Source organism: Candidatus Peregrinibacteria bacterium (genome assembly GCA_016699145.1).
GTDB lineage: Bacteria > Patescibacteriota > Gracilibacteria > UBA1369 > 2-02-FULL-48-14.
The window spans coordinates 1,065,692-1,090,600 of the sequence record CP064962.1; the positions used below are offsets into that span (position 1 = coordinate 1,065,692).

General features: G+C 44.4%; 25 protein-coding genes, 1 tRNA gene and 1 pseudogene. 14 read left to right on the forward strand and 13 right to left on the reverse strand.

Translation table 11 applies throughout. The annotated features are described in order from the left end of the window. Positions 1-33 precede the first annotated feature (33 nt). The gene (locus IPG41_05940) at positions 34-1,320 is read left to right on the forward strand and encodes an NTP transferase domain-containing protein (protein ID QQR54698.1); all 1,287 of its coding nucleotides are present in this window, start codon (positions 34-36) and stop codon (positions 1,318-1,320) included. 6 nt (positions 1,321-1,326) lie between these two features. Here IPG41_05940 and IPG41_05945 read toward each other — a convergent pair whose 3' ends face one another. The 7 genes from IPG41_05945 to sdaAB are packed head-to-tail and all read right to left on the reverse strand — an operon-like array spanning position 1,327 to position 6,890. Beyond that, complete coding sequence (locus tag IPG41_05945; GenBank protein QQR54699.1) at positions 1,327-1,617, reverse strand: (2Fe-2S)-binding protein; 291 nt, start codon at positions 1,615-1,617, stop codon at positions 1,327-1,329. Positions 1,618-1,626: 9 nt separating this feature from the next. Beyond that, positions 1,627-2,523, reverse strand: coding sequence for a 2-oxoacid:ferredoxin oxidoreductase subunit beta (locus IPG41_05950; protein QQR54700.1), 897 nt, complete (start codon positions 2,521-2,523; stop codon positions 1,627-1,629). Beyond that, entirely contained in the window at positions 2,520-4,337 is a 1,818-nt protein-coding gene (locus IPG41_05955) for a 2-oxoacid:acceptor oxidoreductase subunit alpha (protein QQR54701.1), read from the reverse strand. Before IPG41_05955 ends, IPG41_05950 begins: the two co-directional genes overlap by 4 nt. Before the next feature lie 40 nt (positions 4,338-4,377). Further along, on the reverse strand, positions 4,378-4,641 hold the full coding sequence (locus IPG41_05960) for a ferredoxin (GenBank protein QQR54702.1): 264 nt from the start codon (positions 4,639-4,641) through the stop codon (positions 4,378-4,380). Beyond that, the gene (gene purN, locus IPG41_05965; GenBank protein QQR54703.1) at positions 4,638-5,255 is read right to left on the reverse strand and encodes a phosphoribosylglycinamide formyltransferase; all 618 of its coding nucleotides are present in this window, start codon (positions 5,253-5,255) and stop codon (positions 4,638-4,640) included. The genes IPG41_05960 and purN overlap by 4 nt, the downstream gene beginning before the upstream one ends. 9 nt (positions 5,256-5,264) lie before the next feature. Beyond that, a complete protein-coding gene (sdaAA, locus tag IPG41_05970) occupies positions 5,265-6,194 on the reverse strand; it encodes an L-serine ammonia-lyase, iron-sulfur-dependent, subunit alpha (GenBank protein ID QQR54704.1) in 930 nt (309 codons plus the stop codon). Positions 6,195-6,203: 9 nt separating this feature from the next. Continuing rightward, the gene (gene sdaAB, locus IPG41_05975; GenBank protein QQR54705.1) at positions 6,204-6,890 is read right to left on the reverse strand and encodes an L-serine ammonia-lyase, iron-sulfur-dependent, subunit beta; all 687 of its coding nucleotides are present in this window, start codon (positions 6,888-6,890) and stop codon (positions 6,204-6,206) included. A 1,315-nt stretch (positions 6,891-8,205) separates the two neighbouring features. Here sdaAB and IPG41_05980 point away from each other — a divergent pair. Then, on the forward strand, positions 8,206-8,499 hold the full coding sequence (locus tag IPG41_05980; GenBank protein QQR54706.1) for a hypothetical protein: 294 nt from the start codon (positions 8,206-8,208) through the stop codon (positions 8,497-8,499). On the opposite strand, the gene eno is transcribed toward IPG41_05980, so the two are convergent. Next, a complete protein-coding gene (eno, locus tag IPG41_05985) occupies positions 8,496-9,785 on the reverse strand; it encodes a phosphopyruvate hydratase (protein ID QQR54707.1) in 1,290 nt (429 codons plus the stop codon). The two genes, IPG41_05980 and eno, sit on opposite strands and share 4 nt — an antisense overlap. A 144-nt stretch (positions 9,786-9,929) precedes the next feature. On the opposite strand from eno, the gene IPG41_05990 reads away from it, so the two are divergent. After that, the gene (locus IPG41_05990) at positions 9,930-10,535 is read left to right on the forward strand and encodes an MBL fold metallo-hydrolase (protein QQR54708.1); all 606 of its coding nucleotides are present in this window, start codon (positions 9,930-9,932) and stop codon (positions 10,533-10,535) included. Between the two features lie 219 nt (positions 10,536-10,754). Here IPG41_05990 and lexA read toward each other — a convergent pair whose 3' ends face one another. The 3 genes from lexA to IPG41_06005 form a co-directional block, all read right to left on the reverse strand. Next, positions 10,755-11,366, reverse strand: coding sequence for a transcriptional repressor LexA (gene lexA / locus IPG41_05995; protein QQR54709.1), 612 nt, complete (start codon positions 11,364-11,366; stop codon positions 10,755-10,757). Positions 11,367-11,472: 106 nt separating this feature from the next. Further along, positions 11,473-12,153 (reverse strand): EamA family transporter, encoded by a 681-nt coding sequence (locus IPG41_06000; protein ID QQR54710.1) that lies wholly within the window; start codon positions 12,151-12,153, stop codon positions 11,473-11,475. A 225-nt stretch (positions 12,154-12,378) separates the two neighbouring features. Next, positions 12,379-12,519, reverse strand: coding sequence for a hypothetical protein (locus IPG41_06005; protein QQR54711.1), 141 nt, complete (start codon positions 12,517-12,519; stop codon positions 12,379-12,381). Between the two features lie 237 nt (positions 12,520-12,756). Between IPG41_06005 and IPG41_06010 the strand changes: the two genes are divergently transcribed. From IPG41_06010 to IPG41_06020, 3 genes and pseudogenes are all read left to right on the forward strand, one after another. After that, positions 12,757-14,595, forward strand: coding sequence for a hypothetical protein (locus IPG41_06010; protein QQR54712.1), 1,839 nt, complete (start codon positions 12,757-12,759; stop codon positions 14,593-14,595). Positions 14,596-14,969: 374 nt separating this feature from the next. Beyond that, a pseudogene (locus IPG41_06015) lies at positions 14,970-15,888 on the forward strand (TerC/Alx family metal homeostasis membrane protein). Positions 15,889-16,023: 135 nt separating this feature from the next. Then, positions 16,024-17,286 carry an FAD-binding oxidoreductase gene (locus IPG41_06020; GenBank protein ID QQR54713.1) on the forward strand — a complete coding sequence of 421 codons (1,263 nt, stop codon included), beginning with the start codon at positions 16,024-16,026 and terminating at the stop codon, positions 17,284-17,286. 18 nt (positions 17,287-17,304) lie between these two features. Here the strand turns inward: IPG41_06020 and IPG41_06025 are convergent. Further along, a tRNA-Arg gene (locus IPG41_06025) sits at positions 17,305-17,379 on the reverse strand. Positions 17,380-17,868: 489 nt separating this feature from the next. Here IPG41_06025 and IPG41_06030 point away from each other — a divergent pair. The 6 genes from IPG41_06030 to IPG41_06055 all read left to right on the forward strand — a co-directional run bounded on the left by IPG41_06030 (position 17,869) and on the right by IPG41_06055 (position 23,034). Next, complete coding sequence (locus tag IPG41_06030; GenBank protein ID QQR54714.1) at positions 17,869-18,075, forward strand: helix-turn-helix transcriptional regulator; 207 nt, start codon at positions 17,869-17,871, stop codon at positions 18,073-18,075. A gap of 3 nt (positions 18,076-18,078) precedes the next feature. Next, on the forward strand, positions 18,079-19,149 hold the full coding sequence (locus IPG41_06035; GenBank protein QQR54715.1) for a DNA adenine methylase: 1,071 nt from the start codon (positions 18,079-18,081) through the stop codon (positions 19,147-19,149). Continuing rightward, positions 19,142-20,239: a hypothetical protein gene (locus IPG41_06040; protein QQR54716.1), complete on the forward strand. Its 1,098-nt coding sequence runs from the start codon at positions 19,142-19,144 to the stop codon at positions 20,237-20,239. Before IPG41_06035 ends, IPG41_06040 begins: the two co-directional genes overlap by 8 nt. Before the next feature lie 133 nt (positions 20,240-20,372). Further along, a complete protein-coding gene (locus IPG41_06045) occupies positions 20,373-21,413 on the forward strand; it encodes a hypothetical protein (GenBank protein QQR54717.1) in 1,041 nt (346 codons plus the stop codon). A 20-nt stretch (positions 21,414-21,433) separates the two neighbouring features. Further along, a complete protein-coding gene (locus IPG41_06050; protein QQR54718.1) occupies positions 21,434-22,531 on the forward strand; it encodes a hypothetical protein in 1,098 nt (365 codons plus the stop codon). Continuing rightward, positions 22,528-23,034, forward strand: a complete 507-nt coding sequence (locus tag IPG41_06055) for a hypothetical protein (GenBank protein ID QQR54719.1) — start codon at positions 22,528-22,530, stop codon at positions 23,032-23,034. The genes IPG41_06050 and IPG41_06055 overlap by 4 nt, the downstream gene beginning before the upstream one ends. Positions 23,035-23,054: 20 nt before the next feature. On the opposite strand, the gene IPG41_06060 is transcribed toward IPG41_06055, so the two are convergent. Beyond that, positions 23,055-23,291, reverse strand: a complete 237-nt coding sequence (locus IPG41_06060; protein ID QQR54720.1) for a hypothetical protein — start codon at positions 23,289-23,291, stop codon at positions 23,055-23,057. A 220-nt stretch (positions 23,292-23,511) separates the two neighbouring features. On the opposite strand from IPG41_06060, the gene IPG41_06065 reads away from it, so the two are divergent. Further along, entirely contained in the window at positions 23,512-23,727 is a 216-nt protein-coding gene (locus tag IPG41_06065) for a hypothetical protein (protein QQR54721.1), read from the forward strand. Further along, positions 23,724-24,893: a hypothetical protein gene (locus IPG41_06070; protein ID QQR54722.1), complete on the forward strand. Its 1,170-nt coding sequence runs from the start codon at positions 23,724-23,726 to the stop codon at positions 24,891-24,893. The genes IPG41_06065 and IPG41_06070 overlap by 4 nt, the downstream gene beginning before the upstream one ends. The last annotated feature ends 16 nt before the right edge of the window (positions 24,894-24,909 follow it).

Consider the following 24,909-nt stretch of genomic DNA (forward strand, 5'->3'; position numbering starts at 1 on the left):
CAGGTTAGAAATCCCGGTATAATACCCACATATATGAAAACTTTAGTGCTCGCCGCCGGCCGCAGCCGACGGGTGAAACCCATTGAAGACAAAAATTTCCTGAAATTCGCAGGAAAAACCTTGCTCGAACATCAGCTGGACACTTTAAAACGTGTGGGGCTGACAGACATTCTCATTGTAGGAGGGGCTCACAATGAAGCCCGGCTCGAAGAAGTGTGCAAACCCTACGGCGCCAAGGTCCTCATTCAAGAAAAAGTGGAGGAGGGAATGGCAGGAGCGGTACTCACCGCTGAACCCGAACTCGTCGCAGATGAACCTTTGCTCATCATCAGCAGCAACGATGTACTCGCTCAAAGTGCCTTTGAGCTCGTTTTAAAAGCTCAAAGCTCGAACGCCGATGTTCACCTACTGGCTTATGAAGTTAAAAATTATTTTCCCGGTGGTTACCTCAAAATGGACGGAAAGCGGATCACAGACATCATTGAAAAACCCGAACCCGGGACAGAGCCTTCAAATTTGGTGAACATTGTCTTGCACATTTTCAAAAACCCAAAATCCCTTTTCGATGCCCTTCGTGCCGTGAGCAGTGATCGCGACGATCGCTACGAAGTCGCTCTGCAAAACCTTATGCAAAGCCAAAATTTCGAAGCCGTGCCTTACACTGGATTTTGGCAGCCCATCAAGTTTCCATGGCATGTACTCGACCTCATGAATTTCTCCTTCAAAGTCATGGGCAGCCGCATTCATCCTTCCGCTCAAATCGCTGCAACCGCTGTGATCAAAGGCGACGTGGTCATTGAAGAAGGAGTGAAGATTTTTGACCACGCCAGCGTTGTGGGTCCAGCCTATCTCGGAAAAAACACTGTCGTTGCAAACAACGCCCTCGTGCGTGAATCCATGATCGGGGACAATTGCGTCGTCGGTTACTCCACTGAAGTGGCACGCTCTTTCGTTGGCGACGATTGTTGGTTCCACAGCAACTACGTGGGAGACACCGTGATGGGCAACAACGTGAGCTTTGGTGCAGGAGCCATTTGCGCCAATCTGCGCCTCGATGAAAAAGAAATTGTTTCCGGTGGACAAAGCAGCGGACGCAATAAACTCGGTCCCATTCTTGGCGAAAACATTCGCATCGGTGTGCAAACCAGCCTCATGCCGGGCGTGCGCATCGGTTCAAACACTCTAATCACATCGGGACTCATCATCGCAGAAGACATTGAAGCTGGAAAATTCGTTAGTGGAAAAACCGAGCTCACCATCAAAGACAATCAAGCCCAGCTTCCCATAAACGCAAGGGCCGAGATGAAGAAAAAGTTTTAGAAGCCTCTAATACGCCTGCTCAAAAGTAACATCGCCATTGATTTGACATTGGCAGCCCAGACGAGTGTTCATATCGCTGACCTCCACACCGCGCGCTTCCAAGGTGAATTCTTCCTGATCCGTCTTAGGCCCAATGTTTTCAGCGCCGCTTTTGATTTGGATGAGACAAGTGGAACAAATCCCGCTTTCGCAACCAAAGGCCACATCCAAGTTTTGAGCTTGAGCGACTTCACGAAAATTGGAGCCAGCTTGGCACTGTGCGGTAGCACCGGTCGTAGAATTGGTAATGGTTGGCATAGAAAAAAGTTAAAAATAATGTTCCATGGCTTTGCTGATGTCCACGCCATTCACAGGCAAGGCATCGCTTTGTTCGACGAGCGTGCCCACCATGAGTTGAGGCAGCTCATCGTTGTAGGTCGCACGCTCTTCTTTGTAATAAACTCCAATGGCAATGCGCTCTCCCCATTCTTCCGCCTTGGCGAGGGCCATGGCACGGTTGCTGGAATCGTAAGTCGGATCTTTTTCGAGCTTGTAAATGCGCTCTTGGTACCATTGGTAGGTGTTGACCTTATTGAAGGTCACGCAGGGTTGCAGCGCATCGATGTGCGCGAAGCCCCGATGTTGGATGCCTTGCTTGATCATTTCTTTCAAATGCATCACGTCTCCAGCAAAACTGCGAGCCACAAAACTCGCGCCCGAAATAATGGAAAGGCCTAGAGGTCTGACCGCAATTTCAATCACTCCTTCTGGTGTGGATTTGGTCTTGAAGCCTTTGTCGCTAGTGGGCGAAGTTTGGCCTTTAGTAAGCCCGTAAACTTGATTGTTTTGCACGATGTAAGTGATGTCAAAATTGCGCCTGGCCGTATGAATGAAGTGAGCCATTCCAATTCCGTAGCCGTCTCCGTCTCCTCCGATCACGATCACGTGCATTTTGTGATTCGCCATCTTCATCGCGGTGGCCACAGGCAGCGCACGTCCATGCAAGGAGTGAAAGCCATAAACTTTTACAAGATGAGGCGCTTGAGATCCACACCCAATTCCAGACACGAGCATCACATTTTCGGGATCGAGTTTCAGTTCAAAAATCGCCTGCTTCAGTGCCACCAAAATTCCAAAGTCCCCACAACCGGGACACCAGTTGCACTTGGAACCTGTTTCGAGTTCCGCTTGATTATTCAGAATTTTAAGAGGTTTTTCGCTCATGCTTTAAGTTCTTGCCCAAGGCGAGTTAAAATTTCTGCGGAGTGGATGGGACGTCCATCGTAGCGCAGATAGTGATTTTGCAAATGGATACTGGTGTATTCGCGAATGAGTCCGGCCATTTGCGCGGTTGCATTGTTCTCCACAAGCAGCGTTTTTTTTGCAGCATTGAGGATGCGCGTCACGGTTTCGGAAGGGAAGGGCAGCGCCATTTTGATCTGTAAAAAGTTCACACGTTCTTTGCGACCCTCAGCTTCGGCAGCCGCATTGAAAATCTTCATCGCTTCCAAAATCGGACCCTTCATCGAGCCCCAGCCCACCATCGTCAAATCCGCAAATTCAGGTCCATGGAGCACCGCTCCGTCACTTTCCACCAAAGCTTCTCGCTGCAAAGTTTCGAGTTTGCGACTGCGCTTGTCCACCATCTTGATACGATTTTCAGAACTTTCATCCAAATCACCGTCTTCGCGATGTTCATCCGTGGACGCCACATGAATGGTGTTTGGCATACCAGGAACCGAGCGTTTGGACACACCGCGCTCTGTGAATTCATAACGCTTGTAAGCCCCGGATGCCAGCGCTAAAGCCTCTTCCATCGTCACGCGTTCGCCACGATTCACCACATAATCTTCGTGTTTAAAAGGGTCTGCCGTATGGATCGACTCGCCCATGTATTTATCGGTGATGAGCAAGACCACCATCTGGTAATCTTCCGCCCAATTGTAGGCCTTGAGCATCATTTCGAAACATTCGGTGATGTCGCCAGGCAGCAACACCATCCGCGGGAACTCTCCCTGAGACGAATGCATCACAAAACGCAAATCCCCTTGGTCAGTCCAAGTAGGGAGTCCCGTCGAAGGCCCTGGACGCATCCCTTCAATCGCCACCAGCGGCGTCTCTGTAATCGCAGCCATTCCAATCGCCTCAGTCATGAGCGCAAACCCCCCACCAGAAGTTGCTGTCAGAGTACGGACGCCCATATAAGAAGCCCCAATCGCCATATTCATTGCCGCAATTTCGTCTTCGGTTTGTTTCATCACAATGCCGTATTTACTGCCCCAGCTCGCCACAGTGAGCATGATGGAGGTCACGGGAGTCATGGGGTAAGCCGCCATGAATTTCACGCCGGCCTTGAGGGCGCCCATCGCCAGCGCTTCGTTCCCAGACATCAAAATGTGTTTGGGAGCATTTTCCAACGGATGCATCTTTTTTTCAAACGGCAAGGCCGTTCCACTAGGAGTAGGGAAGCCATCAGAATAAGTTGTGTGTACGTAATCAAATCCCGCACGTGCCACCTTAATGTTGTAGTCCACCACGTCCTGACCCTTACGCAGAAAAGTGCGAGTCATGATTTCTTCAATGTGCGAAAATTCAAATCCAAAAACTGCTAAGCTGGCACCAAGAGCCACGGTGTTTCGCATCACACGATCCGCTCCCAATTCCTTAGTGAGTCGAGCGAGTGGCACCGCCACAAGTCGCAACGTCGGCTTCACCGCTGAAGTGTCCCAGGGCATCGCTTCGTTGTCATAAATCACGGCTCCATTTTCAGCCATTTCGTGCAAATGTTCATTCACCGTTTCTTTGTTGAGTGCGAGCAAAATATCCACTTTATCTCCATGCGAAGTCACAGGTTCATAGCTCACGCGCACAGCAGCGGTATTGTGTCCTCCACGAATCAAGGAAGGATACTCCCCATAGCCATGCACAAAAAGCCCTGCACGAGTGCAAATGCGCGCAAAACTGGCTCCCATCGTAGAGATGCCATAACCGGCCTCTCCACCCACCATCCACGTCAATGGTTCATAAACGCTTTTCATGCTCGGGCATTTTACCCGATCCCCTACGCTTAAGAAAGCCTCAAATGACTTGCTCGCCAGAGCCAATCTTAATCAGATGGATCACATTCACTGGACAAGCCTCCGCCGCATCCAAGTTCTTTTGAAAATCAGCCTCTTCAATGTCGAGCTCTTCCCAGCCTTCCGGCGTTTTCGTGCCACCCACAATGTCGGATTGCCCATCCAGCGGGCTCATTTCCCAGAATTCAGGAGCAATAGCAGCACAAGCATTACAACCAATGCAATTAGGACGATCATGGCGGATTTGATAAGTTTTTTCAGTCACTCACCCAAGTTACCCACACGCTCTTGATAAATCAAACGGATGGCCTCCGGATAGGCCCTTTTCTCCAGTTCTTGAACCTTTGCTTTCAAAGTTTCCGGCGTTTCGCCCGGCTCCACAGCAAGTTTTTTTTGCAAAATCATGGGCCCGCTGTCCACTCCAAAATCCACAAAATGAATCGTCATACCCGATTCTTTTTCTCCGTTCGCAATCACAGCCTCGTGCACCTTCATTCCATACCAGCCATTGCCCCCGTACTTGGGCAGCAGGGCAGGGTGCACATTTAAAATACGTGTGGGGCTGTACACTCGAATGAACACCGGAGTCAGAATGCGCATGTAACCCACCAGGCACACCAAGTCCACATCTCCCATTCGCTGCGCCAATTCTCGATCATAATCCTCTCGGCTTCGCAATTCACCTGCTTCAGTCCGAGGATTCACCCACTCCGCACGAATGCCCCGCACTCGCGCCTTTTCTAAAACCGGAGCCGTTTCTTTGTCACTCAAAACCACCGCCACTTCCACATCGGGCAGCAGCCCTTCGTCCATCTCTTTATAAATGGCATCGAGGTCGGTGCCATTGCCGGAAGCGAGTATGCCGAGTCGAAAAGTCATAAATAAAGTTTATTTCGAGCACTGATTATCGCCAATTCGCAAGAGGCCCATCCGCTTGGCCACTTCTTGACCCGTCGGAGTCACCGCGAGCCCCCCGAGCGCTGTTTCACGAATTTTAGGAGACATAAGGTCCCCGACTTCACGCATCGCTCGCACCACCTCATCAAAGGGCACAAAACTCTCCACACCGAGGTAAGCCATATCTGAAGCGGACATCGCAAACACCGCTCCAATTCCGTTGCGTTTGATACAGGGTACTTCCACAAGTCCACCGATCGGGTCGCACGCCAGACCAATCATGTTTTTCAAAGCAAGAGAAGCGGCGTGTAAGGAACATTCTGGACTTTTTCCACGCACCTCCGTGAGAGCCGCCGCCGCCATCGCTGTCGCGCTGCCCACCTCGGCTTGGCAGCCGCCGGCGGCTCCTGACAGTGTCGCCGTATTCGCAATAATGATTCCAATCGCACTCGCCGTGAGCATCATTTCCACCATTTGCTGCTGCGTCAGTCCGAGCTTGAACTTCGCGCCATAAATCACTCCCGGCAAAACCCCTGCCGCACCCGCTGTAGGGAAGGCCAAAATCACTCCCATCCGCGCATTGTTTTCACCTGTTGCTACCGCTCCGAGCATGGCTCGAATCGCGGCTTCATTCAAAAGCAAACTTGCTTCCAATTCTTTAAAATCTCTCACTCCCGCCGCTAAAATCGGAGCACTTTTCCCCGCCATTCCACTGGGGGACATCTCGGGTTTCGCAATCGCCGCATCAATTCCATCAAAAATCACTTGGAGGCGATCCTCGAGCATCTTGCACACTTCCTCTTTGCTGCGTGTGGACATCTGCAGTTCATAATTCAGCATCACTTCCCAAATGGGCATGTGATGTTCATGACAACGCTCAAGCAGTTCTTTTGCATTATGGAACAGGTAGGAAGCAGCCATAAATGAAGGTTAAGAAGCGATTTTATTGAGAGAGCGGACAAAAAGAATACCCTCTTCCTTTTCCAGATCCAAGAGCTCCTGAAGGGTCAGCGCTTTTTCAATGCTGAGCACGCTGAGCATTTTGTTTTCAAAAGCAAGATAAGAACTTTGCATGTTCACGATTCGAATCTGTTTTGCGCCCAAAAATCCAGTGATTTTCGCAAGCATTCCTGGTTGATTTTCATTCTCGATTACTAAAGTGAAGTACTGCTCCGCACTGTTCCCGGTCAAATGCACGTCGAAACCGTTGATTTGATTGATGACCACGCTGCCTCCTCCAATTGAAGAGCCTATGATTTCCATCTTTCTTTCCGCATTTTCCAAAGTGATTTTCACAGTATTGGGATGGTATTCCGGGCCCAAATTTCCAGGTTCAAAACTAAAATCCAAGCCCTTATCTTGAGCGATTTCAAAAGAATTTTTAATGCGTGCATCATTCGGTGGAAACTTCATAATCCCGCCCAGCAGAGCGCGATCCGTGGCGTGGCCTTTATAGACTTCACCAAAGGAACCGTGCAGGAAAAAGTGAACGCGCGTGGGAGTAGCATCAAAAATCGCTCGAGCAAATTGCCCAAGTTTCGCCGCCCCAGCTGTATGAGAACTGGAGGGGCCCACCATGACCGGACCTGCAATGTCGAAAAGAGTGAATTGACCCATATCGTAGCAAAATTATGAAAGAAATCAGATTTTATTGCAAGCAAATCGGTTCTATATTTCAGATTGGATTAAATCATTTCAAAACAATTTCAAACTAACGTCCACTGGAGAAACTTGTGCAAACTTCAAAGGCTGGGTATATTAATATGAAACGTCAATAACAAAAACACAAAGGCCCCTTTGGGGCAAAGTTTCTCTCACCTATTAAGGCTTCTGCTTTACGCTGGCGGTCCCGATTAGACCGCCCATGAGACTTAGACTCTCACTCTCCACCTTGTGGATCCCGTTTCCGCTCCCTGCTTCGGCACAGCGGCTGGACTCCACGTCCAAGGTAGCCTCGGTCCGGCCCTAAAGTCGACCAAAGTACAGCAGATGAAAAATAAAAACAGAAAGGATTCATCGCCTTTCAAGAACCGGCCTCGCGTTCACCTACATCCTCGCACTTTCATAGACAGTGTCGCCCTGGATCGAATGCAAAGCCGGTTTTTTATTGCAGCGCTAGAGGCTGGAAAACACCGGGATTTTACTTAAATTTAATTTTACCGGGATTCCCGGTAAAATGGAAACGGGTAAATCCGCAAGTTTTAAAGGTTAAATATGGCTAATACAAAACAATTTCTAAGCAAAGTCCACTCTAGAAACTTGAACGAACAGTAAAGGCTTGTTACAATGACACGAATCGTTGATAACAAAAACACAACGTTTCACGCCGACCTTTCAAAAGCGCATCCGCGCAACGCAAAGTGCCCCTCACGGGGTAAAACAAAAACAAAAAGAAATTCACCTATTAAGGCTCTGCTTTACGCTGGCGGTCCCGATTAGATCGCCCATGAGAGACAGACTCTCACTTCCACTTTGTGGATCACGCTTCGTTCCCTGCTTCGGCACAGCGACTTCGATTCCACGCCAAAAGTAGCCCCGGTCCGGCCCTAAAGTCGACCAAAGTACAGCAGATGAAAAACAAAAACAGAAAGGGTTCATCGCCTTTCATGAAACCGGCCTCGTATTCATCATTGATCCTCGCACTTTCATAGACAGTGTCGCCCTGGATCGAATACAAAGCCGGTTTTTTATTGCTCAAAAAACTTCCATCGAATCAATCAGTAGCGAAGACTGAGCTTCTTGCCTTTCTTTTGGAGGCGTTTTTTGCGAGCAATTTTCTTTTTCTTGTACATAAAAGGGGATAATGTCGTCGCCTATCTTAAAGCCACAGCCCCAAAGAAAGCAACTGGAGAGCGCCAGGGAGTAGGTTTTAAAAGTGCAGTTGACGAACGGTAGAAAAGTTGTAATAATAAATTCTTATTTTAGCCATCCAATGAACGCACGTATTGAACTTGTGATCCCCGGAACAAACTTTCTTGAAAGATGTACTGAATTAAGGGAACTAGCCAAAATAATGGATGAAGTGAGGCAAAAATTAAGAGAGAATGGCCTAACTGTGACGGAGGAAGATGACCTTGTAGAAGAAAATATTTCTTTCATCATAGCAACTTGGAGAGCGCAAGCCCTTCCACTATTGGGAAAAATAGGGGAAACAGAACAGGCAAGAAAATTGGAAGCCGCATTAAACAGAGTACGCACCAAGCTACTTACCCAAGCTCACCTCTAAACTCCAAAAGGGTTTAAAAACCGAGCCTTGTCACCGAGCATCTCTTCAATGCGAAGAAGTTGATTGTATTTCGCAATGCGGTCCGTGCGGCTGAGGGAGCCCGTCTTGATCTGTCCGGTTTCCAGGGCCACGGCAAGATCCGCAATGGTCACATCTTCCGTTTCCCCGCTGCGGTGGGACACAACGGCGTTCCATCCTGCGGCCTTGGCCATTTGTATGGCCTCAATCGCTTCGGTCAAGGAGCCGATTTGATTCACCTTCACCAAAATGGCATTGGCGGCTTTTTCTTCAATGGCGCGTTTCAAAAATTGAGTGTTGGTCACCAAAAAATCATCGCCCACAATTTGAAGTTTAGAGCCCAGGGCGGCGTTCATCTTTTTCCATCCGGACCAGTCGTTTTCTCCGAGGCCGTCTTCAATGGACACGATGGGGTAGTTTGAAATCCATTGACTCCACAGGGCGATCATTTCATCAGTGGACTTGCCGGCTTGCCCACTTTTTTTAAAGACATAATGGGTACTGGCTTCTGTGGAATTAGCCTTGTCCACGAGTTCACTGGTCGCAGGATCGAGCGCAATCACCACGTCGCTACCGGGTTTGTAGCCCGCCATCTCGATGGCTTTCATTAAAAATTCCAAAGGTTCTTCATTGCTTTTGAAACTGGGAGCAAAACCGCCTTCATCTCCAACCGTGGTGGGATAGCCCGCTTCCTTCAAAAGTTTTTTAAGCGCATGAAAAATTTCAGCGCCCCAACGCAAAGCTTCTTTAAAGCTCGCAGCTCCTTTGGGCATGAGCATGAATTCTTGAAAGTCCACACTGCCGTCAGCATGCGCGCCTCCGTTGATCACGTTCATCATGGGCAAGGGCAGAAGGCTTGCCTTCGGATTCAAAGACATCCAAAGAGGAACTTTTTTTTCATTCGCCGCTGCATGAGCATTCGCCATGGAAACGGCTAAAATGGCATTCGCGCCCAGGCGACTTTTATTGGGAGTGCCGTCTAGCGCGATCATGGCGTGGTCAAGGGCCGCTTGATCCATGCTGTCCATCCCTGTCACGGCCCCGGCGAGTTCGCCGTTCACATGAACCACCGCCTTGGAAACACCCTTTCCACCATAACGCGTGGCATCTCCATCTCGCAGTTCACAGGCCTCATGTTCTCCTGTTGAAGCGCCACTGGGTACGATGGCCCGCCCGAAGCCTTTCTCAGTAACGAGATCGACTTCTACGGTTGGATTCCCTCGTGAATCCAATACTTCTCGGGCATGAATATGAGTGATCTTAGACATGAATTTTAGGTTAAACAGCTGCGCCTTGAGCGGCAAGAATCGGCCTTCATTGTTCATGGACTAGGCGAAATGTGCAAGCTTTGTTAGAATGCCGACGCTTTGGTGCCTTTTGGGTTTTTGCTCAGCACCTCTAACAAAAGAATTATGGACATCATTTGGCACGGACATTCCTGTTTCAGTCTCAAAGGCAAGGACGCTACCATTGTCACCGATCCCTTTAAATTGGGCGCTGAACTTCCTAAACTCAAAGCCGATATTGTTACTCTGTCAGGGGAAGGAAAGACGGAAGAAGTGGAGGGAGATCCTAAAATTTTAGATTGGCCGGGCGAATTCGAAGTTTCAGACGTAGCGATTGTGAGCTTGGCTCCCAACGGAGGGGAATCCAATATTTTTACTTTTGCCTTGGATGGAATTCGCATCTGTCACTTGGGCTATCTATCCCACGAAATTTCAGACGAAGTCATTGACCAAATTGGAGATGTCGATGTGCTTTTGCTTCCTGTGGGAGGGGAAATTGTTTTGGATGGGAAGTTGGCTCAAAAGGTGATGGAAGCCATTGAACCCCGGGTAGTGATTCCAATGCTTTATTCTGCAAGTGCTTCCGATCTCAAACTTTCAGGCGCAGAAGAGTTTTTAAAAGCGGTGGGTAAAACCGAATTAGAAGCTCGAGACAAATACACGATAGGCGCTCGCAGCGCACTCCCAGATGGGAACATGGAATTCATCTTGCTCACCCCGAAGTTGGCTTAAGCTGGACTGGATCAAGTTCTTGAGACGCGGGATTTAAAGCGCCACAAGTGCCCCAGAAGAACGGTAACAAGCACGAGAAGTATAAGGCAGCGCAAAGTGTAAGAATTTTGCGAGTGGGCTTTTTCTCCCAGCGAGGTAAACGCGGGTCGTAGAGACACGAAAAGTTTTACGAGGTTTGCGGAAAAACATAGGAGTGGAGGTTAAAAAATGGATGCACGTTCAATACATGCGAATGACGGCCGTCACTACACCTTGAACTTCAAGAAATTCAGTCGGTTCAATGTCATTGTACTCGGGGTTTTCTGCTTGCAACCAAACGCGTCCATTCTCATTTCGATAACGCTTCACTGTATTGCGACCGTCCACAAGAGCGACGACAATGTCCGCATCTTTGGCATGTACATCACGATTGGCAATTACAAAATCACCTTCTAAAATTCCAGCATTGATCATAGAAAGACCACTGACCTTAAGGGCAAAAGAACCCTGAGGCTTTTTAAGCAAATCATTGCCCACTTCAAAATAATCGAGCACGTGTTCTTCACTGAACACGGGTCCTCCGGCAGGAATCATGCCTAAGAGAGGAATGCGAGTGACATTGGAAGCCGTTTCCAGGCGATCTTTCACAGTTTGTAAAAGTCCAATCCCACGAGGGGTGTCGTCTTTATTCAAATGACCTTTATCTTGAAGGGCTTTGAGATGCTTGAGAATGCTATTGTCGCTGCTCACCCCAAAATGCTCGCGCATTTCCCGCAAAGTGGGGGATTTCCCAAATTGCATTTGATACGCTTCAATGAATTGAAGGACGGCTTGTTGTTTATCAGTCAGCATGGAGGAAGGTGAGTGTGTGCTCACAGCTTAGGTGAGTGAACCCTCACCGTCAATCTTACTTCGCTTGACGATACTCAAAAAACATTTCACAGTATATATTCCAAATCTAATCTGGACGAGAAGCCAATTCAAGCAAACTTCTGGAGCTGGACCGCATCAAAAAGTAAATACCGACAAAGGAAAAAAGGAGCCCTGCCCACTGATAAAAACTAGGAATTTCACCTAGCCAAAAGTAAGCCAAAATAAAACTGAAAGCGGGATAGCTCAAGGCGATAGCGGTATTTTTGGAAAGGTCAATTTTATTCAGAGCAATCTGCCAAAACACTTTCGGAATTCCGAAACAAAAGAGGCCAAAGAAAAGAAGAAAGCTCCATGAAGAGAGCACAGGCATTTGCATCTCCTCTATTAAAAATGAAAGTCCCAGCGTGAAAATTCCACCTACCACTCCTCGAAAAAGAAGAAGGGGTGCGTAGGGAAGACCTTCGGCCTGCAAACGTTTAGCAATGGCATTTCCAAATACAAAAACGAAGGGGGCAAAAATCAAAATCAGAGACATGAGATTGAAGGAAAGTCCTCCACTGTAGAGAACAATAAGGTTGGACAGCAAAATGAACGCCACTCCGGCAAGGCGACTGGCTTGCAACTGTTCTTTGAGGAAAAGCCAGCCAATCAAAGCGGCAAAAATCACTTCCGACTGAGTCAGTAGCGCCACATTGAGAGCACTGTTGCTCTGGGCCGCAAAGAAAATGGCAGCATAGGGAAGGATCAGACAAGCGGTGTAAAGCAAGCATCCACGCAAAACTTTTGCGTTGTAAAGGAAGTGAAACTGCTTTTTCTTGAAAGTCAGGACAAAGAAAAAATAAGGAACTGATTAAAGTGGCTAAACCAAAAAGTTCCACTGGAGGGATCCCAAGAACTTGAGTTCCATAAGCCGCACCCACAGGCCAAAACCCATCTAAGATCATATGTCCTAAAGAAGCGAGTTCCCCGACGCGTTCTTCTTTAGACTTACTCATTCAATCAGGTCAAAAACAGTAGGACTTCCCGAAGCAATATAAGGACTCATCGCTAAGGGCAAATCAGCATAGCGGTCGCGAGCTAAACCCAAACAAAGACCGGTGAGAACAAGGAGAAGAAGAATGTATTTTTTCATGGTGTAAAGGCTGAAACCACTATAGCACTCTAGAGGAAATCTTTGTGTGCAACAACTTATCAGGAAAGAATTGCAGATTGCTCTTTTAAAAGCAAATTCTAAGAAAGTTGCCTATTCCCTAACTCGTTAGCCACCAGATCCTGTGAGCAGGTACCCGAGTTTTTGTTGCTAAATTGTACTTTTCATGCTATTATAGCCATGTTGTCTATGATGGCCTAGATTCTAACAAATAATAACATGTCTAAAGGACATAACGAAGAAAAAACTGAAATAGAAAATTTGGTATCTCAATTGGAGAGTGTTCAAGGAGATATGCAGAAGCTTGAAAGGGAAGAGCGCGAGAAATTAAGAAATTGGTTGAAATCTTTTAACTCATCGAATGTCATCAGAGAAGAAAACATGCCACTGAAGGCGAGGCTAGAAAGTGCATTGGGTTTACCACATTCTCACGAAGGGCAGAAACTCCCCAAAAAAGCGCATGTTTTAAGGGAAAGACACAAAGAAGCTTTAAAAGACGGCATAAAATATGTTCATGGGCAGACTCGAATAGACGCGAATTCCTTAAAAGAAGGCCAATTGATTTCTTTTGAAGGTACAGGAGTTTATGGAGAAGATAGGCCAGAGTTGACGATGAATGGTTTAATAATGGACTGTGTAGTAACCCAAATAGGGCCTGATACTTTTGAAGTCACCGAAAAAGACTGCGAATTTGATCGTGCTCGCACAGGTGCCAGTGCTCCCCGATATGTATTCTTTAAAGAACAACCACCTGTCGACTTGTTCCAAAAGATCAATCAAGCGGGTGGCAAAATGCTTGAGTTGCAGGGTGAAGAAGGGCAAACAATTTACGGTGTCTCTGTGCAGCGTTTAGCCTCCGTAACTGTGGAGCCTCTAGCTCCGGAAGAGTCAGAAGTGGCTCATCATATGATTGCCACCATTCGTGAGAAAGCGATTTATTTGGAAAAACCTGTTGAAGACGCCCTTCGAAAAGTGGATGGATATCTAACAGGCAAAGTATCCTTGAATGAATTGATTTATACAGCTGATCAACTCGTTCGTAATAAATATAATAACAATCCCCATGATGGTGCCGACTATAGATGGATACAATACCTTCCTATCATTGACCTCATTGGATTTGTTACAGGAACAGCTTTCCAGATGGGCGGGTGGGATAAGCCAATCGAAAGGAATACATGGAAAGAACGATTCGAAAAGGGTGTTGACAGTGTCTTCAAGGAAAATGTGATTGCCTATGAAACCCTTCCATTGAGCCCAGAACCTGATGAAGATGAGGTTAAGGCGCGAGTTAAGCTCAAACTGAGAGATGCAAGTCTTGTATTAGAACGTCTGGAGGAGGAAAAATGGCATAAGATACTTCTCAGGAGAGGTCCTGACAAAAATGCCCCTATCGGCAGCTGGAGAAGAAGCGGATTCTTACTTCAATATTCCATAAAGAAAGGTGTAAGTGAATCATCAGGTTACTATAGCTACAGTGGCAATGGAATCCACTGGAGTGGTGGTGAGGGCAGCAGCGAAATAGAAGAAATTATAAAAGCACTGGAGGTAGATGACGAAACGAAAGCAGGTATTTTAAAAGCATTTGGCTTGGGTTCAGGAAAAAAATCCCAAGAAGAAGGGTTTGAGGGGCAAACGGATGATGACTCTGAAGCAGAAGAATTTAAAAAAACCATGGATCTATTTGATGCAACAAAAACACAGTTTCAAAAAGTAATGGAAGCAAGTGGCAATATGGAGGCCTCAGCACCTCAGCGGAAAAGAGCAAGAGTCGTAAAAGATGGAAAAACCTATACTTTGTCATTAGTAGATTATTCCATGGGACAAGTGATGGAAATCATAGTGTGTCCTATTGGAGATGAATATCCCCTTCAAAAACAGACGACAATCCCATCCACGAATGAAGTAGATCTGGCAGCCGAGTACTATGCCTCTCGCCCAGAAATTTCGGTCCAATATACTCAATGGCAATCCGTCAACTATGAAAAGCCCAGTAAAGATTTCATTGCTCTGTTCAAGGAAGTGACTGGCGAAGAATTCCCAGTACTGCCAGCTTGAAACGCATGATTTTTCAGAGCAAACTCATTGAGAACAGTAGACCAGCTATCACCTATCTTTTTAAACTTCTGCAGCAATGCACTCGCAAAGATAATGAGGAAGAGTGGCGCAATGACCGTGAATACATGGAGCATAATGACAATGTAATGTATGGACAGTCTGTATCTGAGGAAATTAAACACGAGCTTGGCAAAACTGCATAGCCAATCGTTGAGCTACGCTTGAGTTTTTATAAGTTCTTGCTAAAATCCTCTCAGCCTTGGGCAGTGGGGAGCAAATGACGCAAAGTTCCGCGAAAGCGGACGTCTAGAGCTTTGATCCATTATCAATTATAACTGGCGCTTCTGCTGGTTTTATTTGATCACCCCAATGCTATGTCTTCTCAAAGTATTCTTTGGATCATATTCTCGGTCATCGTGATTGGATTTTTAGTGGTGGATCTAGGTTTCCTAAATCGAAAGGCGCATAAGATCTCTACAAAGTCGGCTCTATTGCAGACTGCTTTTGGGTGAGTATTTCACTTGCCTTTGCTGCCTTGATCTTTACGATGCTTGGACATATCAAGGCGGTGGAGTTCTTAAGTGCATATTTGACTGAAAAATGCTTTCCGTGGACAACTTATTTGTCATCCTGCTCATTTTCAGTTTCTTCAAACTAGATGAAAAATACCATCACAAGGTTTTGTTTTGGGGAATCATGGGGGCCGTGGTATTCAGAGCTCTTTTCATTGGAGTGGGTTCTATTATCATTGAGCAATTCAGTTGGGTGCTTTATATCTTCGGGGCCATTCTTTTGTACACAGGTATTAAATTATTTACAGGGAAAAAAGAAGAGCATGTAGACTTTGAACACAACGCAGTCGTAAGATACGCGAAGAAATTTTTAAGGTTCACCCCTAATGTTCACGGTGGACACTTTTTGGTTAAAGAAGCGGGTAAGTGGCATTTTACGACCATGTTCATGGTTCTGCTATTGGTGGAGACCACGGACATTATTTTTGCGGTGGATTCGATTCCTGCCGCTTTTTCCATCACTCAAGACTCTTTCATCGTCTTCACGTCAAATATTTTTGCAGTGATGGGCTTGCGTGCCCTCTTCTTCCTTGTTGAAAACATTCTCCACAAGTTTCATCATCTGCAAAAAGGTCTCTCCTTCATCCTCATTTTCATTGGTTTGAAAATGTTAGGAGGGATATTCCATTTCCATCTTTCACCCGTTATTTCATTTATTGTAATCTTAAGCGTCTTAGTCATGTCCTTGGTGCTTTCGGTAATTTTCCCAAAGAAGATTTAGTATATGAGAAATACATTCCATCAAAAAAACAAATCTCCTTGGCTTGCGGAGTTGAACCGTAAGCGCGATCTGCTGCCTTTGCAAAACGACACCTCCTGCGACTTGCTGGTGGTGGGTGGAGGAATTGCTGGACTCATGACCGCTTATTTTCTTCTCACTCAAACTTCTCAAAAAATAACCCTGTTGGAAGCAGGCAAGGTGGCACACGGAGCAACTGGACACAATGCGGGGCAAATGGTGAGTGGTTTTGAAAAGAGCTTCAAAAGCTTGGTGGAACGCTATGGATTGCCTTTGGCCACCCGAGCTCAGCAGGACATCCTACAAGCATGGGACTTATTGGAAGGAATAAAAGAAAAAGTGAAGCTAGAAACGCCGATGTATACGTTTACTGGCTATTCTGGTTTCACAAAATTGGAAGACTTACTGGAACATCTGGAGAATCGTTACTGGCTTAAAGAAGGAGCTTTACCCGTTGAATCTATTTTAATTGCCTCTAATTTCCAATATTTAAAAACAATTCCAGAAAAGTTCCAAAACCTCTTTGCTATAGCTCCTCATGGGAGAATTCTTGAGCTTCTACAAACCAAAAACGAAGAATACATGGCAGTGAGTATGTCAAAAGCAGGAGTGACAAACAGCGCTAAACTTACAGAAGAACTCGCCATGAAACTCCTGGCACTTTATCCAAGCCGATTCAAAATTTTTGAAAAAAGCAAAGTAGACAAAATCTCTTTGTCTAAGGATTCGGCAAAAGTATATAGCTCCGAAGGTCATCAAATCCAAACGGATAGAGTAGTGCTTTGTACCAATGGATTTGAGAAATTGATTATTGAAAATGAAACTGGACCGAATATAGACGACTCATTTCATACTCTGGTGAGAGGCTTAGTGGGCTATATGCTAGGTTTCTACGAACCAGCGGGGGAAAGGCCTATGTCTGTGAACTATCATGGTTCCGAAACGTCGACTCTTAAAACAGAGACGGAGATACCTCCTTATTTTTATTTAACAAGGAGGCCGTATAAAGAGGATAAGAGTTTACTTTGTTTAGGAGGGCCAGAGTACCTGATACCTGATCGGCACCACTACGACAGGGACAGCCATATCTTTCCAGAAGAAGCGCACACAACCATGGATTCCTTTCTTAAAAAGAACTATGCGAAAGCTGGGAGGAGCATTGGTTACACATATTTTTGGCATGGTGTAATGGGGTACACCCCAAGTGGATTGCGTTGCGTCGGTCCTGACAGCTTAAATCCTGTCCTTATGTACAATCTTGGTTGCAATGGAACGGGCATCCTTTCTTCCATTATGGGGGCCAAACGAATCGCGGATCACATCAATCACAAAAAGTTAGAATCCTCAGTATTTGATCCAATTCACTCAGGAAAGGAGTAGGTTCGAATAAGCAAGATCTGGTGCCCCCGGAAGGAATTGAACCTTCATTTTATCCTTAGGACGGATCTGTTCTATCCGTTGAACTACAGGAGCACGCGGTCAATGTAGTGAGTTTTAAACATTTGCACAAGAAATAGCCTCTACTACTACAAAGAAATTCAGGAAAAGTTAATGCGTTTTTAATAAAAATTTCAGATTTTATTCAGGTTTTTCCATTATAGTTCTCTCACTCGGGCTGAGGGCCTCGCGACGGTTCCATCAGCAGGCTCGTCACCCAGCTGAGAGGGGTTCAACTCCCCTGAGGTCCACCATCATTAATTCCACCGAAGAGGTGGAATTTTTGTTTTGGACGGAATGCGCTTGCTTACTGTATAAGTTAGCGGTTTTGTTGATGGGGATGCGGTTCGAACTTTGGGGAGACCATTTGGCTTGGTTGAGGAAGTTGTGAAGAGAAAGTGGCTTAAAATAAGTACGAAATACCTTTTGGTTCGTGGTTCGAACGACGAGTGAATATTTGTTGAAAAGGGTTCTTGTAAAAGATTGTGGAAGCGATATAATATAACCAAGTTTTACCAGCCAATTATGACAACCACAAAAACAATCGGAGCCAAAATTAAAGCTTGGAGAGCAATAAAGGATTTAACTCAAGACGAACTGGCTAAGAAGGCTGATTTGCCTTATCCAACGCTTGTTAAAATAGAATCGGATGCTGTTCAAAACCCGTCGATTGATACGGTTACGAAGATTGCGGCTGGACTCGGTATCGGCGTTGATGACTTAATAAAATAAACTATGCTTTTAGCACAAAAAAATCAGGTATCTCTTTTTGGAGAAGAGCTAAAAGTGCATAATCTTCCAAAGACTCAATATCTTGGTAGTAAGGAGCGCTTAGTAAAATGGATTTTTGATAATGCTCCTTTAAATTTTAATAGTTTTTTTGATGCATTTAGTGGCACTTCGGTTGTTGGGCACTATTTTAAAAATAAAGGGAAAAGGGTTGTTTCAAATGACTTTTTAAAATTCAATCATCACATCAGTAGAGCTTTAATTGAAAATGGCAATACAACGCTAGATGATGACGATTTAATTCTGCTTTTTTCCAAAAACAAAAGCGCTGGATCTTTAATAGAAGATATATTCACAGATGTTTTTTTTGAGAGGGAGCAAGCCATCTTTTTAGATAACTTTAGGGCGAATATTGATCTTTTGGGAAATGAATATAAGAAATCGCTTGCCTTTACTGTAATGAATAGGGCTTTGACAAGAAAAATTTTATTGGGTCATTTTGCTCATTTGAGTGCTCTTCGCTATAGCAGAGACCCTAGTAGAATAAAGAGGAATCCTACAATTGCTCGCCCGCTCAAAGATTTATTTTTAGAGCTTGTGCCAGAATATAACAACGCAGTATTTGATAATGGGCAAAAAAATGAATCTTATTGCGATGATACGATTAAGTTGATTAAGAATTTAAAAGATATTGATTTAGTTTACTTTGATCCTCCTTATTGTGGGTGCCATCCCGATTATCAGGCCTTTTATCATTTTTTAGAAACTTTTGTGGAATACTGGAAAGACAAAGAGTTTGTTAATGGTACAAAACAGTATTATCCAAAAAAGCAGAGCGGTTTTGTCAGTAAGAAGGAAATTGTTGATTCTTTTAATTCACTTTTTTCAGCAAGTAAACATATTCCTAATTGGCTTATTTCCTATAATAGTGAGAGCTACCCTGAAAAAAATACGATGATTAACCTTATTAACAAATACAAAAAAGTTAAGATTTTCGAGTACGAATATCAAAATCATTATGGGGGAAAGGGGTCAAAAAAGGGGACAAAAGAATATTTATTTTATTGCTATGAATAATTTTCAACATTTCAAACAACTTTATCAAGATAATAAATTCGACATTCTTCTGAGAGAAGATGGGAGTATTTATTGGCTTAAGCTTCGCTCTATTTCTAGAAAAGAGCTTTTAATGGAATTTTGTGAGCTTGCTGGTATTGATTGTGTTGGTATTCGAGGAACGGCTCTCTTCGAGCATATTTATCACGCACAACCATCTGAAGAATTATTGAATAAGTTCATTGCTCAAAAATATCTTGCAGAAAGATCTGGGAGAAAGCTTAATGAAACAACTCTTGTTTCAGAACTTTATAAGATGAAAGTCTTTGATTGGGGAGGTTTATATCAAAACAATCTTGAAAAAACAATAGTAGATAATTACATCAAGAAGATAAGAAGTTTTGATTTATTGAATGAGAAAATTGAAAAAGATATTCACGATAGCATGCGTGGTTATGTCCAATGTTCTTGGTATAACCATTGGACTTCGATATTGATAGAAGACATTTTTAAAGATCATAAACTTGTTACACCAACTGTAGGTCTTATAAAAAAGGTAGACTTTTTTGTTGGTAATATACCTTTCGATTTGAAAGTTACCTATTTCCCTGAGGGTTTCATGCTGGCAAGCAGGAAGGCCATGGGTCTTCCCACTGAATTGCAAGTTTTGAAGCGCTTTGTGAAAACCATTGGAATTGAATACAACCGTGAACAGAAAGATAAGGCGCTATTTGCTGAATTATTAGCACGAATTGAAGAAAGTCAAAAACCAGAAGCAAAAGAATTTATTACTGAGTTTAGAAAAACGCGATGGTCAATAGTTCAACAGGTCATGAATGAACCACAAAAGTTAATCAAGTGGCTTTATGAAGAGCAAGGAGAAAGACGATTTGATGCTGCAAATAGGTTGTTTTTGGTACTGATAGATAAAAATAGTTTGGAGGATAGTTGGAAAATGAAAAGAAATCTTGAGCTCTTAAAGGATTCTGTGAATGATCATTTGGACAAATTTGTGGAGAGTGATATTGAAAGGTTAAAGGTTGAGTTTGATTGGATGGACGGGAAAAGATATACGGCTTTGGCCGATGTGATTTTTGTCGTCAAAGAGTAAAAGTATATGACTACAACAATTTCAGATGTAATGTGGATGAATTTAGGAAAGGGCAAACTTCATTTCTTTTTAGTCCACAATGGGAATATTGAAAAAGTCCTGAACCAGATCAAGAATTTATAAATTAATCTGCATGCCCTCTGCTTTTAGAAAAATTGCTGCAAAAGTTAAGCAACTCTTCAAAAGAGCGGAGAGTCTTTCAGATATCATCAAAAAAGAAATTAGGGTTGATAAAAAGACAAGAAAGCAACTTCTCGAGACAAAGCATCCGCTTTGGATGCCTTCAGCTTCTTCGACCTTCAAAATGGTTGGACTAATGGGAATTGCGTGGATAGTTTCGCACCCTACAGAAATACTTAATAAGATAATTCTTCCTATCAACGGGCTTGCCAATAATTTGTTGTACTATGCGCAAACAACAAGGCCTATCAAGGGATGGATGCGTTCATTGCAATGGCCAGCTCTTCCTCTCATTCCAAATGACTTTGACCCGATAGCTATTCATGCAGGCGTTGGCGCGATTTTAGTTGGTTTGATTTTCTTTGTGGCGGGTAGTTTGCTTGATAAAAACGAACCAGAAAAGGCTCGTGTATTGCTGTATAAGAGCAACCTCTTCCCGTTGTTAATTGTGGAGACTCTTGCATTCTTTTTCTTTATCGGAGAAACGAATTGGTTTGCGGTAATTATACTAGTTATCATTGCTATTTTAACCCTAGTTTCTTTCGGAAGAGTTGTCGATGTTTTATTGCATGAGCATAAGCTGGAAGAGGCTAAGAAGGACATTCTGCTAAGCGTTACCAGATCGGCATTCGTTAAACTTCTCGACAGAGAAATTACTAAAAGAGTGTGGTTTAACTGCCTGTATAAACGCTATGAGAATAGTGAGATTTTGAATTTTAGCCCGTTTGGCTTTTGGGGTGAAAAGAAGGAAGTTGTTGCAATCAAGTCTACAAAGGATGGCTACATCAAAGAGCTGAAACTGAAAATTTTAGAAAAACTCACCTCAGAAATCAATAGAGCAATTACTGATACCGCAAACAATGCTGATATTACTAAAACGGCTGCAAACTCATCTCAGCAGAAAAAAACGCCTGCTGGCTACATGCGCAAATCACTGAACGATGGAGTGAGGGTTGGCGAAACTCTATATTTGATAGAACATGGCGTTATCTAAAGGAGCTTTCTGCATATCACTTGGAGCCAAAGCTGCGTGATGAAGACTACCCTGAACAAGATTTCAAGGATTATTCCATTCATATCCTGCGCACATTTCAGGAATTATTAAAATCGGCTTTCGATAAGCGCGACTTTGAGAATTTCGGGCAATTCTTGAATGCCTTTAGTAAATTATTCGAACGCTTAGGGCGTCATAATCGGTATAACGATAACGGAGAAGAAATCAAAACTGTATATGATGAGCTGGATGAGAAACGTGAGGAGATTGTTTTCGGGCTTGCAAGTTGGATTTTATCTATCTTGAAACAAGATTCTGATAAAGACACAACAAAACGTTTCTACCAGAGTATCCAGCAGCATTTACCAAGTAGCATTGAAGAGTTGACTAAGGTATTCATGAGAGTACACAGTTTTGATACCGGAGATCGTTGGGGTTGGGATTGGTGGGAATCAAGGCCAGATGAAGGAGTTCATACAATCAACACCTTGGAAAAATTGGAACGATTATTTGTCGTAAAATCTTTAGCACTCCTAAGGTCAAAAACTGAAACTGAAATTCAGAGCATCAACCTTCCTCATAATCGTGATCTCGCCTTTTTGGCTGAAGGTACGAGAGATGCAATGAAGACTATTGATGATATAGAAAAGAATCCAAAGAATTGGGAGTTTGTATTAGATGAGCAGTCGGCCAAACAGTGCATTGCTCTACGTGATTTACTGAAAAAGGCGCACGATCAACAAGAACAAACCGATCTTCAAAGGAAAAGAGAGACCCCTATTTCCAAGGAGATGGTTGAAAAGTTCAAAACATCTCTCCTCTCAAACTACAATCAAAGCCACCCACTAAAATCAATTCTTAAGGGATTGCGCGCTTATAGCGATAAATCGGGTAAATCATACACGGGCGATATAAAAAAAATGGGTATTAACATGGTGTTTGATAAAGCGCCATTCTTTGGTGATGATGTTGAATGGCATATTCATACCATCGGATTGGATGAGGCATTCGGTTTTGGTCGCAGTATGGCTAATGGAGAAAATGAACACATCCTCGATGTAATTGATAAAGCGTCTATGATAATTCAGGGGGAAACTTCGAATCAACTCTCTCTTTGATCAAGACATCCAAAATCATAATTATTGCGACCAATCGAGCTGTCTGGAATTTCTTTGATCGTAGATCTGGCAACTACATTCCTAAATGGCGTGGGGATTTCCCGCAAGAATTTGCTTCCGATGAAATGATTGAAGGGGTGTACAAATACAAACGGACTTACATTCCAGTTTATGAACTCTACACACAGGATTCCGACCAATCTAAAATTTACATTTTAGATAAAACTAAGATCGGAAAATTCATCCAATACTCCCCCTTAAATAAGGGAGAATCTAAGGAATTTCGGCTCGAAAACTTCATGGTAAGTGTGCAGCCGTTTGAGCAAGATTCTGATTTGATGAAGGAATTCTTGCAAAAAACACCTGAGTGGCTGAAGGAAGAAGGCGCTCAAGATAAGCAGATTGAATACTTACGCGAAAGAGTCCTGATACATGTTTACGAAAGGTACGAGTTTCAGTTACATAAGAACTTCTTAGGATACTCGCTTGTGGTAGAGAGGTAGTTATTGATGCCCAAAACCACCTAATCACTAACAATATCGGGGGCTGTGTTTGTTGCTAATTTCACCTCCTCCACAAACTCCTCCACAATAGCCATATTATCCTTCAACCAAATATACCAAAACAAGAATAATTCCTCGGAAAGCCGCCAATGCACCCTAAGCCACACCTCCATCTCCGAGTCCAAAATGCTTGATATTTGTTTAGAATCAGCCATTTCTTCCTCCGGCTGATGTGCCAAATATTCATCGACAGTCATCCTTTTCTTTACCAACCCTTTGGTTTCGGGTTCGAATCTCGTCAATGAGCCCCCACCACCCGAGTAGACGCAGAAAGAACCTCTTTGGAGGTTCTTTCTTGTTTCGCGATGTCCGCGTCTCAACAGGCTCGTCACTTCAAGTATACTATTCTCCAAAAAAATTACAACTCTCTGTTAAGCACCTCCTCTTTATGCTATAATTACAAGATTAACATTCATTATGACTGCTGAAACCCCTCGCGATATTGAAATTCCTTCCTCGGTCCGTGATCGCCTGCGCTATGGTTACAGCGTTATTCAGGGAAAAGATTTCTTACTGGAAGATGGTTTAGACAAGGGCCAGCTTCAAGAAATGGAAGTAGTGATAAATGATAGAACTTTCAGACTGACGATAGGAAAAGAAGGAGAGTACCAGTGGCAAACTTGTACCGAGTGAACCAGATGAACGGACAAGGCACTCTGCTCGAAAAAGTAGAGCTTTCCCCACCGCAAGCCAATTTTCAAAGTGTCCAGCTCTTTCACGGACAGCTAAGATTTTTCTTCTTCGAAGACTTAAACGGAAACCGCATCCTGCGAGTGAGAAATACAAACGATGCAAATCCTTTTCTCATTCAAAGCACCGCCGCAGCTTGGGACGAAATCAATCAAGATGGGCTTCAAGAACCCGGTACGCTCAGCTTACTGGGCGAAGACGAAAGGTCCATTATAAGTGCTGACGAAAAAATCGCAGCTCACACGAAAAAGGGTTACCGACATGGCAAAGACAAAGAGACCAATGAAGACGGATGTGTGATTCTTGAAGATCAAATCTTGCTCTTCGATGGGATCAGTTCAGGAGGAAAAGGCGCCAAAGCTGTGGCTGAAGCAGCCAAGCCCATGTCTTATCAAGCAAAAGGAGGGATGTGGCCCGCCCGCCTCATGCATGTGGGAGCTCAGAAAATGGCCAGCGAAAGACGTCGACTCGAGTTAGATCCAGACAAAGATGGAGCAGCGGCTGTGGCTGTACGCAATAAGCCCGACCGAATTGAATGTGCCGTTGTGGCCGATTCTAAAGTGAGAATTTTTGATGTCACTGAAGGGAAATTAGTTTTTAACTCCGGAGAACAGAACATCACAGGAGATGTACGAACGGCACTGGAAGGCACCAACGCAGCTGAGACTGCCATCAGTTTAGTGAGTGCAGCAGAAATGGGCTTCGCTATGGGTTGGGGAACGCAAAAGAAAGTACGTCAGATATTAGAAGGACAAGCAAAGGGACAAGTTGCTCTTCAAGATGTCATAGCTGAAATAGGAGCAAAAGTTAAAGCACGTGTGGATGGAAACTCAATCACTTCCTCCCTCAACCCTCGAGGAGACATCGATAAGGCCCCCTTAGTGAAGGTCTTCCAAAAAACTCCAGGACATCAATATTTGGTTCTCGCTCACACGGATGGACTTATTTTGGAAGAGGACAAAATAGAAGAACTGCTTAAACAAGCAAGAGGTGATCCTCGCCAAGCCGTACGACTTCTCAGGAATGCAAATGAAAAAGCAACGGCACTAGAGAGAACGGACCCTTCAGGCTACATCGACGACTGCACGGTTGCCGCTATGGCTGCATAAGCTGTGTAAAGCTGCA